At 53.3% G+C, this 12,217-nt stretch carries 11 protein-coding genes and 1 pseudogene; 10 read left to right on the top strand and 2 right to left on the bottom strand.

All coding sequences use genetic code 11. The features are described 5' to 3' along the window. Positions 1-5: 5 nt before the first annotated feature. Together dnaN and dnaA are read right to left on the bottom strand one after the other, a co-directional pair. Positions 6-1,121, bottom strand: coding sequence for a DNA polymerase III subunit beta (gene dnaN, locus GTO91_RS08125; RefSeq protein ID WP_161257538.1), 1,116 nt, complete (start codon positions 1,119-1,121; stop codon positions 6-8). 160 nt (positions 1,122-1,281) lie between these two features. Then, on the bottom strand, positions 1,282-2,613 hold the full coding sequence (gene dnaA, locus GTO91_RS08120; protein WP_161257535.1) for a chromosomal replication initiator protein DnaA: 1,332 nt from the start codon (positions 2,611-2,613) through the stop codon (positions 1,282-1,284). Positions 2,614-3,131: 518 nt separating this feature from the next. On the opposite strand from dnaA, the gene rpmH reads away from it, so the two are divergent. The 10 genes and pseudogenes from rpmH (at position 3,132) to GTO91_RS08070 (ending at position 12,001) form a co-directional block, all read left to right on the top strand. Beyond that, positions 3,132-3,266, top strand: coding sequence for a 50S ribosomal protein L34 (gene rpmH, locus GTO91_RS08115; RefSeq protein ID WP_012282181.1), 135 nt, complete (start codon positions 3,132-3,134; stop codon positions 3,264-3,266). A 45-nt stretch (positions 3,267-3,311) separates the two neighbouring features. Further along, the gene (gene rnpA, locus GTO91_RS08110) at positions 3,312-3,668 is read left to right on the top strand and encodes a ribonuclease P protein component (protein WP_161257532.1); all 357 of its coding nucleotides are present in this window, start codon (positions 3,312-3,314) and stop codon (positions 3,666-3,668) included. Position 3,669: 1 nt separating this feature from the next. Continuing rightward, complete coding sequence (gene yidD / locus GTO91_RS08105) at positions 3,670-3,882, top strand: membrane protein insertion efficiency factor YidD (RefSeq protein WP_161257529.1); 213 nt, start codon at positions 3,670-3,672, stop codon at positions 3,880-3,882. A gap of 49 nt (positions 3,883-3,931) precedes the next feature. Then, positions 3,932-4,594 (top strand): YidC/Oxa1 family membrane protein insertase, encoded by a 663-nt coding sequence (locus tag GTO91_RS08100; RefSeq protein ID WP_328793761.1) that lies wholly within the window; start codon positions 3,932-3,934, stop codon positions 4,592-4,594. Then, positions 4,594-5,217 (top strand): annotated as a pseudogene (gene jag, locus GTO91_RS08095) (RNA-binding cell elongation regulator Jag/EloR); the annotation flags it as partial. The gene GTO91_RS08100 and the pseudogene jag, both read left to right, overlap by 1 nt. Before the next feature lie 403 nt (positions 5,218-5,620). Then, entirely contained in the window at positions 5,621-7,021 is a 1,401-nt protein-coding gene (mnmE, locus tag GTO91_RS08090) for a tRNA uridine-5-carboxymethylaminomethyl(34) synthesis GTPase MnmE (protein ID WP_161257520.1), read from the top strand. A gap of 45 nt (positions 7,022-7,066) precedes the next feature. Beyond that, positions 7,067-8,980 carry a tRNA uridine-5-carboxymethylaminomethyl(34) synthesis enzyme MnmG gene (gene mnmG / locus GTO91_RS08085; RefSeq protein ID WP_161257635.1) on the top strand — a complete coding sequence of 638 codons (1,914 nt, stop codon included), beginning with the start codon at positions 7,067-7,069 and terminating at the stop codon, positions 8,978-8,980. Beyond that, on the top strand, positions 8,977-9,750 hold the full coding sequence (gene rsmG, locus GTO91_RS08080; RefSeq protein WP_161257517.1) for a 16S rRNA (guanine(527)-N(7))-methyltransferase RsmG: 774 nt from the start codon (positions 8,977-8,979) through the stop codon (positions 9,748-9,750). Before mnmG ends, rsmG begins: the two co-directional genes overlap by 4 nt. 519 nt (positions 9,751-10,269) lie before the next feature. Further along, positions 10,270-11,031, top strand: a complete 762-nt coding sequence (locus GTO91_RS08075; protein ID WP_161257514.1) for a ParA family protein — start codon at positions 10,270-10,272, stop codon at positions 11,029-11,031. Continuing rightward, a complete protein-coding gene (locus GTO91_RS08070) occupies positions 11,024-12,001 on the top strand; it encodes a ParB/RepB/Spo0J family partition protein (RefSeq protein WP_207708992.1) in 978 nt (325 codons plus the stop codon). Before GTO91_RS08075 ends, GTO91_RS08070 begins: the two co-directional genes overlap by 8 nt. The last annotated feature ends 216 nt before the right edge of the window (positions 12,002-12,217 follow it).

Below are 12,217 nucleotides of genomic sequence, written 5' to 3'. Positions count from 1 at the left end.
AGGTGTTAAATCGTCCGGACAGGCACGATCAGGTAGAGGTAGCGCTCTTCTCCGACAGGCCGCAAGAGTCCGGGCGCCAGCGTTCCGGACAGGTCGAGCCGCACCTGTTCCGTGTCGATGACCTTCAGCACATCCTGAAGGTAGCGGAAGTTGAAGGCGATGGGGATCGGATCGCCGTTGATATCCACAAAGACCTCTTCATAGATATGACCCACCTCGGGCGAGTTGGAACGGATCGTCAACAGGTTTCCCTCTGACGACAATTTGATGATATTGGAACCCTCCTTGCCGATGGAGGCCAGGGAGGCCCGGTCTACCGCCTCGGCCAGGGCTTTGACAGGGATCGTCAGGCGGGTCTTGTGATCCCGCGGGATCACCTGCTGGTATTTTGGGTACTGGCCTTCGATGATGCGCAGGATGACGCGCAGGCGGTCCGTTTCCAGGAGCGCCTGGGAACGGGTCAGGGTGATCTGCAGCGGCCCTTCTTCATCGGGCAGCAGCCGTGCCACATCGGAGAGGGTCTTGCCGTGGAGGATCACCTGTCGCGACTGGTTGACGCTCATCTCCACAGCCTGGCCGGATAAGAGGGCCAGACGGTGGGTGTCGGTAGCCACCCAGCGGATCTCTTCCGGCTGGATATCCCAGAGCACCCCCGTAAACCAGGGGCGCGATTCATCGCTTGACGCAGCGAAGGCGACCAGACGCGTCATCTCTTTAAACTGCCCCTGATTGACGATCAGTCGATCACCGTCCAAGATCGCCGGCAGCAGCGGAAATTCCTGCGGGTTCATCGTATTCAAGGTCAATTCCGATCCATGATAGCGGACTTTCAGGGCCGGATTTTCCTCATTGACAAAAAAAGTGATGGGGCCTTCCGGCAACCGGCGGGCCATCTCGTTGAAAATGCGCGCGTTGACGACAGTGCTGCCTGTCCGCATTGTACGGACAGGAATGGTGTATTCGATGCCCAGTTCCATATCGGTGGCGACGAGACGCAGCGCCTCGTCATGAGCCTCCAAGTAGATGCCGCTCAACACCGGCGTGGTCGCTTTGGAGGAAACGGCGCGCGACACCGCGTTGACCGCTTCCAGCAGTTCGGCCCGGGAACAGGAAAACTCCATGGCCTGGAAACCTCCTTGGTTGGCGCCTTTTTACCCTTTTTATATACCGTAGTCATAGTAATCAGGCGGGATATGTGGAAAAGTGGCTGATCGCCACGGTTTCGCTCAAAACAGGGTGTGGATAACTCTGGGGATAAGTGGGTAAGTCCGGGGATAACTTTTAAGCCCTCTGGATTTTTTCTTTTAAAACTTGAATCGTCATTTCCAGTTGGGGATCCTTTTCGATATCTTTCGTAATTTTTTCATGGGCGTGGATGACGGTGGTGTGGTCCCGGCCGCCAAATTCTTCGCCAATCTTCGGGAGAGACACGTCGATCATCTCCCGAGAGAGGTACATGGCGATCTGCCGCGGGAAGGCCACATCACGGGTTCGTTTTTTCGCTTTGAAATCTTCCACTCGCATATTGTAGTGCTCAGCCACGACCTCTTGAATGAGCGCGATGGTGATCACCTTGGCCCGGTGAGAGGGGATGATGTTTTTTAAGGCCTCTTCGGCCACATCCGATGTGAGGGACTTGCCGCTTAAGTTGGCAAAGGCGATGACCCGGTTCAAGGCGCCCTCCAACTCGCGGATGTTGGATTGAATGATGTTGGCAATAAAGACCATGACTTCATTGGGCACATCCAGGTTTTCCAGGATCGCTTTTTTGCGCAGGATGGCGATCCGCGTCTCCAGGTCGGGCGGGTTGATGTCGGTGATCAAACCCCATTCGAATCGGCTCCGCAGCCGGTCTTCCAAGGTGGGGATCTCTTTTGGCGGCCGGTCCGAGGAGATGATGATCTGCTTGCTCGACTCATGAAGGGCGTTGAAGGTGTGGAAAAACTCTTCCTGGGTCCGTTCTTTGCCAGCCAGGAATTGAATATCATCGATCAACAGCACGTCGATGTTGCGGTAGCGGTTGCGAAACTCCACCGTCTTGTCGTCGCGGATGGCGTTGATCAACTCATTGGTGAATTTTTCGGACGACACGTAGACAACCCTGGATTGGGGACGCTGGTCAATGACAAAATGGCCGATGGCCTGCATCAGGTGAGTTTTCCCCAAACCGACGCCCCCATAGACGAAGAGGGGGTTGTAGGCTTTGGCCGGCGCTTCGGCGACGGCCAGCGCAGCAGCATGAGCGAAGCGGTTGGAGTTGCCCACCACGAAGGTGTCGAAGGTGTACTTGGGATTTAACAGCGGCGGGCTGCTCTCTTCGGCTGCTACAGGACGGCGGGAATGTTCGGAACGGCGCGAATCGGCGCTCGGTGTAAAAAACCGGACTTCCACCGATTCGCCGAGGACAACGGAGAGGGCGTTTTTCACCAGGGTGGCGTATCTGTTTTCCAGCCAGTCGCGGGCCAGATCATTGGGTACGCCGATATGGGCCTCTCCGTTTTGCATCGTCACCAGTTGCGTGTTTTTCAACCATGTGTCAAAACTGGCCGGTTTCAGTTCTTGTTTCAATATCTCCAAAGATTGTTGCCATAGACCGGCAAACTGTGAAGTCATCACAGGCTACCCCCAGTTTGAACATTTTCACAAGCGGGGATACGGTTATCCCCTGTTTTCGAACGGATATTCACGCGCTGTGGAGAGATAGTATATATGTAGAAACGCGGACAGCGCCCGCGATTGTCCACAGGTTCGGCCGGTGTGGACGAGTTTTTTTGGGGAAAAGGCGATGCAGGGAGAAAAAAAGCCTTCGCCGCCCGTCGAAGGTGTTGATGAAAGGCCTGTTACCGCACAAATTATCCACAGTCTGTGGATCACTCTTGGGATAAAAGTCAACCTTTCCGAGTTATCCACCTGTGGATAATATTCATCCCCAATTGTAACCTGCGTCGAAGTTATCCACAAGGGGATAACTCAAAAAATGACCTATGTCCCGATCATGTTCTTTTTCTTGACTTTCCTTGCGATGGTCCCTATAATTGTAGTTGTTTGTTCTCGCGAGCCGCCAGGATACGTGGCTTTTGACTTCGCGGATAGATTCAAAAAATCTGGGCAATTATAAGGAGGTGTAGACATTGAAGCGCACCTATCAGCCGAAAAATCGGAAACATAAACGCGTTCACGGTTTCTTGAGCCGGATGAGCACGCCGAACGGACGCAACGTCCTCAAACGGCGTCGTGCAAAAGGAAGGAAAAAACTCAGTGCTTAAGGCCGCTTCGGGGGCCTTCTTTTGTTTTCCGGGGGGTGAACGCTGATGCTGGCGCGACATTATCGCTTGCGTCGCAATGAGGATTTTCAAAAGGTTTATAAGCGCGGAAAATCCTACGGCGGCCAGTATGTGGTGTTGTACCGGTTCCAGCCTCGCCTCCCGGACACCCCTTCCCGCCGTCGCTTCGGTTTTTCTGTCTCCAGCAAGGTGGGCAAGGCGAATGTGCGCAACCGGGTGAAACGCATGCTGCGGGAGATCTGCCGCCGCCACGGCCTCCGTGCTGATGACGGCAGTGACATAATTTTGATCGCCCGGTCAAAAATAAAAGGAATTCCTTTTCGCCTAGTCGAACAAGATGTAATCAAACTCTTCAAACGGGCCAAACTGGGGCTGGGGGGATGACATGCGGATTGTCGATGTATTCATCGTTCCGATCCGGTGGTATCGCCTCTATCTTTCGCCGCTTAGGGGACCCTCCTGCCGGTTTGCGCCTACCTGCTCCGAGTATGCCATCTTGGTCTTGGAGAAGTATGGGGTGATCCGGGGGCTGTGGAAGGCCGTCGGACGGTTGTTGCGCTGTCATCCCTTTCACCCTGGGGGATATGATCCCCCATGATCGCCTTGAGTCGGTACATAAGTAAGGAGGAGTGCTTGCCTTGTGGCAAATGCTAGTTGACGCATTTTCCTCGATGATCAACTTTTTCTACACCCTCACCCAACAGATCGGTCTACCGAGTTACGGCCTGGCGATCATCTTGATTACGATCGTGATTAAAATGCTCCTGTATCCGTTGTCAGCCAAACAGATGAAATCGATGAGGGCTATGGCGGAATTGGCGCCGAAACAGAAGGCGCTCCAGGAGAAGTATAAAAAAGATCCGCAGAAGGCTCAGGAAGCGATGATGCAACTCTATAAGGAACATGGCGTTAATCCCCTGAGCGGTTGTCTGCCCCTGTTGATCCAGTTTCCGATTCTCATCGCTTTCTATAACGGCTTGACGAGTTTTCCTTATCTGAATGAAGCTCACGCCACTTTCCTTTGGATCCCGAACCTTTCGCATCCCGATCCCGTTTATATCTTGCCTCTGTTGGCCGCTGCTACGACTTATCTTCAAATGAAGGTGACGCCCTCCTCTTCCGGCGGCAATGCACAGGCAGAACAAACGCAGAAGATCATGATGTATTCCATGCCGTTGTTGATCGGTTGGATGGCCCATAGTTTTGCCGCTGGTTTGTCTCTCTATTGGGTGACCTTCAACACGGTCGGTATCCTTCAGCAGCTCTATATGAACCGCAGTCTGAATGTTCGGAAGGAAGGTACCGCGTAATGTCCCAACCGATAGTATTGGAAAAAACCGCAAAAACGGTGGAGGAAGCCCTCCGCGCCGCCCTTACGGAATTGAAACTGGAAGAGAAGGATGTGGAGGTCCTCGTCCTGGAGGAGCCTTCGAAGGGTTTTCTGGGTCTGATCGGAACCCGTCCCGCCCGTGTCCGGATCACGGTCAAGCCCGATCCGATGCGCGACGCCATCCGTTTTATTCAGGACATCTTTCGTGTCATGGGGATTCAAGCGGAAATCAAGCCGGAATGGCGCGATTCCACCTTATTTATCGGTTTTTCCGGCGACGATCTGGGCATCCTGATCGGTCGTCGCGGCGATACCCTCGATTCGCTGCAGTACTTGGTCAATCTGGCTGTCAATCGCCAGGGTCCGGAACGGGTTCGGATCCTGCTGGATGTGGAAAATTACCGGCAACGGCGGGAAGAGACGCTGGTCCGGTTGGCCAAACGCCTTTCAGAAAAAGTGAAACGAACCGGCGTCAAGGTCGTCCTTGAGCCGATGAGCCCGCAGGAACGGCGGATTATTCACACGACCTTGCAAGGGGATCCCCGTGTTGTCACCTACTCAGAAGGGGAAGAGCCTTTCCGCAAAGTGGTGATCGGTCCAAAAATGGACGCCAAACGACCGCGGACAGAAGGTTTCGGCGCGCCACGCTGGGGGGATAACCGTCGTCCCCGCGCTGTTCGGCCGGAGAACCGGGAACAACGCGATAGTCGGGATCATCATGACAATCGGGAGAACCGGGAGCAACGGGAGATCAGCGCTGTACGGGAGAATCGGTCGGACATTCGTGCCGAAAACCGTGCGGATAACCGGGAACTGCGCAATGTGGCAGACCAACGGTTTGGCAAGCCCCGTCCACGCCTCTACTCGGTTGGCGATGACACCGTGAAAGAGTAAAAATGAACAGGATGATAACTGAATATCCTGCGGGGTATGAACCGTAAAATCACAGGGGAGAATAAAAAAGCGCTTAGGCGCTTTTTTTCCTGTATTGGGAGAGGATGTTTCGATGGTCGGCGACACAATTGCGGCAGTGGCCACTCCACCGGGAGAAGGCGGGATCGGGATCGTTCGGGTCAGCGGTCCCGGCGCCCGGGATGTGATCAAGGCAGTTTTCCGTCCACGCTACGGGCGTGGTGTCGATGACTGGGCTACCCATTCGCTGCATCTGGGTACGATCATCCACCCTGATGACCATCGTGTGATCGATGAAGCCCTTGTCGCCTGGATGGTTGCCCCGCGCACCTTTACGACAGAGGACATCGTCGAGTTTCACTGTCACGGCGGGTCGGTGCCGGTGAGGGAGACCTTGGGCGCCGTTTTGCGAGCGGGCGCCCGATTGGCTGACCCGGGGGAGTTTACTCGTCGCGCTTTTCTGGGCGGGCGCCTCGATCTGGCCCAGGCGGAGGCGATCATTGAAGTGATCCGCGCCAAGACTCGTGACGGGCTTGGCGCCGCCGTTTCGCAATTGGAAGGGCAGTTGTCGCGCCGGATCGGAAAAGTCCGCGATGATCTACTGGCCCTTTTGGCGCATCTGGAGGCGATGATCGATTTTCCGGAAGAAGACCTGCCGGATCTCGGGAACGATCGGATCCGCAGTGATTTGGTTAAGATTCAGCGTCAGATCTGCGACTTGTTGGAACGTTCCCGGACCGGACGCGTACTTCGGGAAGGTTGGCGCACAGTGATCGTCGGTCGTCCCAATGTGGGAAAATCTAGCCTGATGAATGCGCTCCTCGATGAACAGCGGGCGATTGTTACGGAGATCCCGGGGACAACGCGCGATGCGATCGAGGAGTATATCGATCTGGGGGGCATCCCTTTGCGAATCGTCGATACGGCCGGCATCCGCGAGACAGAGGATGTGGTGGAGCGGATCGGCGTTGAGAAGACCCGCGAGTATTTGGAAAAAGCGGATCTGGCGCTGGTCGTCCTCGATGGTTCTGATTCGTTGATGGCAGAGGATGAAACGCTGCTCCTGTCTCTCGCTGGTCGTCCGGCGGTCGTCTTGGTGAATAAAAGTGATATTGCCGTCCGGCGTCTCGATGAGAAACGTCTGCATTCTCTTGTGGGAGAGATGCCGATCATATCTGTGTCCGCCAAAGAGGGTTGGGGTCTAAAGGAATTGGCGGAATTGATCCGTCGAATGGTCTATGGGGAAGACGGCGTGGGTTTTTCACCTGACGGGGGACGGCTGGCGCTGGTCACCCAGGCGCGGCATCGCGAGGCCTTGGAACGGGCCGACGATCTTGTGCGGCAAGCATTAAAAGCGGTTGATGACGGCGCCAGCCCCGACTTTTTGACGATCGATCTGAAAGCCGCCTGGGAGGCACTGGGTGAGATCACCGGTGATACGGTCGGTGAAGATATTCTCGATAAAATTTTTTCGTCTTTTTGCATCGGCAAATAGTTTTTTCGATGGCACGGTTATCGACGGAATGAGGGTGGAAACATGATGGAGTATGCAGCTGGAAAATATGATGTGATCGTCATCGGCGCAGGACACGCCGGATGTGAAGCGGCTATGGCCTCCGCCCGCCTCGGAGCGAAGACGCTGATTCTGACGATCAGTTGGGACAATGTGGCCCTGATGCCTTGCAACCCGGCAATCGGCGGTCCGGCGAAGGGACATCTCGTTCGGGAGATCGATGCCCTGGGTGGCCAGATGGGAATGACCATTGATGAGACCTGCATCCAGATCCGGCTGTTAAATACAGGCAAGGGTCCGGCAGTCCATGCATTGCGCGCACAGGCTGATAAAAAGCGTTATCAACGGGAGATGATCCACGTCCTCGAACACCAGGAGAATCTTGATGTGCGACAGGCGATGGTGGAATCGGTCGTCGTGGAGCAGGGACGTGTGCGCGGGATTCGTACGGACACGGGCGCTTTTTTTGCTGCGCCTGCCGTGGTCATCACAACCGGTACATACCTCAGGGGTCGGATCATCATTGGCGACTTGCACTACCCCGGTGGTCCCAATGGTTATTTCTCTTCCGTCGGTTTGGCTGCGTCCCTTCGAGAAATCGGTGTCCGGCTCGGTCGGTTTAAGACGGGCACACCGGCCCGGGTCGATGGCCGCACCGTCGACTTCAGCCAAATGGTGGAGCAGCCTGGCGACCGGGAACCGCTGAACTTCTCTTTTCTATCGCCGCGGATCGAGCGCAAACAGATCTCTTGCTGGCTGACCTATACGACAGAGGAAACGCATCAGATCATCCGCGACAACCTGCACCGGTCCCCTCTCTATGCTGGGGTGATCGAGGGCACCGGCCCGCGTTACTGCCCGTCTATTGAGGACAAGGTTGTCCGCTTTGCCGATAAGAAAGGCCATCAGGTTTTTGTCGAACCGGAAGGGGAAGGCACCCATGAGATGTATGTGCAAGGGATGTCGACAAGCCTTCCGGAGGATGTCCAGGTGGCCATGCTTCGTTCCCTCATCGGCATGAAGGATGTTAAGATTATCCGTCCCGGTTACGCGATCGAATATGATTATGTGGACCCGACACAATTGCGTCTATCCCTCGAACATCATGAGATCGGCGGTCTCTTCACGGCCGGTCAGATTAATGGCACTTCCGGATATGAAGAGGCAGCCGCTCAGGGATTGATGGCCGGGATCAACGCTGCTCGCTTGATAATGGGCGAGGAACCGGTTGTTTTGAAGCGTTCCGATGCCTATATCGGGGTGCTCATCGATGATCTGGTTACGAAGGGCACCAATGAACCGTACCGGATGCTCACGTCTCGCGCCGAGTACAGGTTGTTGCTGCGCCAGGACAATGCGGATCAGCGGCTGACGGAAATCGGTCGTTCCATCGGTCTGGTCGATGATCGGCGTTACCGGCGTTTTCGTGAAAAAATGCAAAGCCTCGAACATGAGATCTCCCGCTGGAAATCTTTCTTTGTGACACCGGGAAACGCGCAAATGCAAGCGATCTTGGATGAAAAACAGAGCGCACCGTTGACGAAAGGTGTTTCCCTCTATGATCTGCTGCGACGTCCTGAATTGACGTATAATGATCTTGCGCCTTTGATCAATGACGGGGAGAACGATCATTCGACCGATCCCGAGGTTGCCGAACAGGTTGAGATATCAGCCAAGTTTGAAGGTTATCTGGTAAAGCAGCAAGCCCAGGTGGACCGGTTTAATAAGTTGGAAAACAAGCGACTTCCCGCCGATCTCGATTACAGACTGATTCACGGTCTATCGAATGAGGGGCGGCAGAAATTGATCGCCAGAAAGCCTGTTTCCATTGGACAAGCCTCGCGTATCTCCGGGGTAAGTCCTGCGGATATCTCCATCTTGTTGGTTTACTTGGAGCAACGGCGCCGTCTTGCGCCGGGGGATGGGGGAACTATCGATTGATTGAAACGAAGGAAACAGTCAAGTTCACCCAGTGGGATAGCGAACAGGTTCTTCGCTTCCGTCAGCAGGTACAAAAGGGTCTTCAAGATTGGGGGATCGCCGTTTCGCCGGAATTGATCGACCGGTGTACAGTCTATGCCGAGGTGATGCTGGCAACGAATGCCCATTTGAACCTTACAGCAATCACCGATCCGGATGGTGTGGCGGAAAAGCATTTCGTCGATTCTTTGAGTCCGTTATTATTGAACCTATCGGATGCGCCTATCTCTGTAATCGATGTGGGGACAGGCGCAGGGTTTCCCGGCTTGCCACTTTCTTTGATCAGGCCGCAATGGCGGGTCACGCTTCTCGATTCACTGCAAAAGCGATGCCGTTTTTTAAGTGAAACGACGGAGAGATTAGGATTGACGAATGTGCAGGTTCTTCACGGCCGGGCGGAGGATAGCGCTCGCAACCTGCTATTGCGAGATAAGTACTCGATCGTCTTCAGTCGCGCTGTCGCTCGGCTTCCTGTACTTCTGGAATTGTGTCTTCCTTTTGTTACCTTGGGGGGAAGTTTTATCGCCTTAAAAGGACCTGACGGCCCTGCCGAGGTGGAGGAAGCTAAAACGGCATTGCGTTTGCTCGGCGGTGAGCTTGAACAGGTTAAGTCGATCGCTTTACCGCTTTCGGGAGATCGGCGTACGCTGATTATTGTCCGCAAGCAGAAGCCCACAAATGCGGCATATCCACGAAAAGCCGGAATTCCCAATCGTAAACCTTTGCTGTAAGAGTGGCTCGTTCGGCAGAAGATAGGCCTCAAATGATGTTTCACGTGAAACAATATGAAGTGATTCGGTAAAATGTTTCACGTGAAACAACTTGGAGCGGTTCGGGAGTGTTTTACGTCAAACAACACGGAGCGGTTTTGGAATGTTTCATGAGAAACAACCTGAAGTGGTTTGATAAAATGTTTCACGTGAAACAATATGGAGTGGCTCAGCAAAATGTTTCACGTAATAGAATTCGAAGCCGTAAGAAGTGTTCTACGTGAAACAATGGATTTTGTTAAAAAAACGAAAACATGTTCCCCTTTTATTTTGCCCTATATGGCTTTGAAACGAATGGAATAAGGTGATGCCCTTTGAAGGGGGGGTCAACTCAACGTTGGCCTCTTTTTTCATGTTTCACAGGGTCCGTATTTTTCTAAGGTGGACACACTTTTTATGCTTCGACCTGTGAAGGACTTGTGCTTTCTCGTGTTGAAATGAATACGTCGAGTAAGGCGAATGACAAAGGTGGTGGAATAGTTGGCTCAAGTTATCGCCGTAGCCAATCAAAAAGGTGGCGTCGCAAAGACCACGACTGCCGTTAACCTAAGCGCCTGTCTGGCTGAGCTTGGCAAAAAGGTGCTGTTGGTCGATATGGATCCACAAGGTAATGCCACGAGTGGATCCGGGATTGATAAGCTGCGTGTCCGTCATTGTATCTATGATGTGCTGATCAACGGCGCACCGTCGGATTCGATATTGACGAAAACGGATTGGGATCGGTTTTTTGTTCTGCCAGCTACGATTCAATTGGCCGGGGCGGAAATCGAGTTGGTCTCCGCCATCTCTCGCGAAGTGAAATTAAAACGAGCCCTCGATCCTTTGCGGAATCGATTTGATTATATCATCATCGATTGCCCTCCATCCCTCGGTTTGCTGACCTTGAATTCACTCACTGCTGCTGATCAACTGCTGATTCCCATACAGTGCGAGTATTATGCCCTAGAAGGGCTGGGGCAGTTGATGAGCACGATTAAACTCGTACAGAAGCACCTCAACAGTGAACTTACTATTCTGGGCGTTTTGTTGACCATGTTTGACGCGCGCACGAATCTCGCCATCCAAGTGGTCGACGAAGTAAAAAATCATTTTCATGATAAGGTATTCAAAACAATCATCCCGAGAAATGTTCGCCTGAGTGAGGCTCCCAGCCATGGTCAGCCTATTATCGTGTATGATACCCGTTCACGCGGCGCTGAGGTCTATCGGGAATTGGCGAAGGAAGTGTTGGAACGTGGTTAAAAAAGGGATGGGAAGGGGCCTTGGCAAGGGTTTAGAGGCGCTGATCCCGGGTATCACTACAAATGAGGAATCGCCAAAAGATATCCAGAGCGCGACTGAGATTGATCTGAATCACATCGAACCGAACCGGGATCAGCCGAGGAAACACTTCGATCATGAGGCGTTAGAAGAATTGGCCCGTTCCATCGCTGAGCATGGTGTCATTCAACCGCTTGTCGTACGGCCACTAGGCAAAGATCACTATCAGTTGATCGTGGGAGAACGGCGGTGGAGGGCCTGTCGACAGTTGGGTTTGACGAAAGTTCCGGTCATTATACGTGATTGGGATGAAAAGACTGTCGCAGAGGTCGCATTAATCGAAAACATACAACGGGAAAATTTGAACCCTATCGAGGAGGCCCAGGCTTTTCGCTCACTAATGGATGATCATCAAATGACGCAGGAGCAAATGGCCAAACGTGTCGGTAAGAGCCGTTCTTATATTGCGAATGCACTTCGTCTACTGTCTTTGCCTGCGCCTGTGCAAGCGATGGTGTCGACGGGAAAACTGACTGCCGGCCACGCTAAGGTGATCGTCGCCATCGATGACGAATCGGTGCAGGAGACTTTCGCCTTGAAGGCAGCGGAAGAGAACTGGTCTGTTCGCAGGATGGAGGAAGAGGTTCGCCAGCGGAATCAAGACGCTGAAAAAGCGTTCATTGTCGACGAACCGGGCGCGGAGAATATTGATAACAGTAAGGCTCATATGCAGATCAGTTCTGCGCCGGTTACAGAAAAACCCCGGTTAAAAGCTGCGCCGCTCACTGTGAATCCCGAGATATCCGCCATGGAGGAACGGCTGCGATCTATTTTGCAGACGCAAGTGCGCATCCGGTCCAATGGTTCAACGGGTTTTATTGAACTTAGTTTTTTTAGTTCTGACGAGTTACAGCGCCTTTGTGATTTCTTGTTAGGCAATGAAGTATCGTAATGCAGCCTCCTGTGTTTCACGTGAAACATTAAGGTTGGATTGGCGACGGATAATTCATTTGAAACGCGAATGCGGGATATACGCTGGATGTTTCATGTGATACAAGAACCTGAGATCTACGATAAAATGATATCCATGAATCACTTCACGCCAGTGATACGTGGATGTTTCACGTGAAACACTGACGTAACATGTGCGACCGATGATTTGCGTGAA

The organism is Heliomicrobium undosum (genome assembly GCF_009877425.1).
Taxonomy (GTDB): Bacteria; Bacillota; Desulfitobacteriia; order Heliobacteriales; family Heliobacteriaceae; genus Heliomicrobium; species Heliomicrobium undosum.
The sequence above is the reverse complement of the archived record's forward strand: the minus strand, read 5'-3'. Positions and strand labels throughout refer to the sequence as shown.

Bases quoted from the DNA above. Each gene is read 5' to 3' on its own strand.
- dnaN (WP_161257538.1), bottom strand. From the start codon at position 1,121: ATGGAGTTTTCCTGTTCCCGGGCCGAACTGCTGGAAGCGGTCAACGCG.
- dnaA (WP_161257535.1), bottom strand. From the start codon at position 2,613: ATGACTTCACAGTTTGCCGGTCTATGGCAACAATCTTTGGAGATATTG.
- rnpA (WP_161257532.1), top strand. From the start codon at position 3,312: ATGCTGGCGCGACATTATCGCTTGCGTCGCAATGAGGATTTTCAAAAG.
- yidD (WP_161257529.1), top strand. From the start codon at position 3,670: ATGCGGATTGTCGATGTATTCATCGTTCCGATCCGGTGGTATCGCCTC.
- GTO91_RS08100 (WP_328793761.1), top strand. From the start codon at position 3,932: ATGCTAGTTGACGCATTTTCCTCGATGATCAACTTTTTCTACACCCTC.
- mnmE (WP_161257520.1), top strand. From the start codon at position 5,621: ATGGTCGGCGACACAATTGCGGCAGTGGCCACTCCACCGGGAGAAGGC.
- mnmG (WP_161257635.1), top strand. From the start codon at position 7,067: ATGGAGTATGCAGCTGGAAAATATGATGTGATCGTCATCGGCGCAGGA.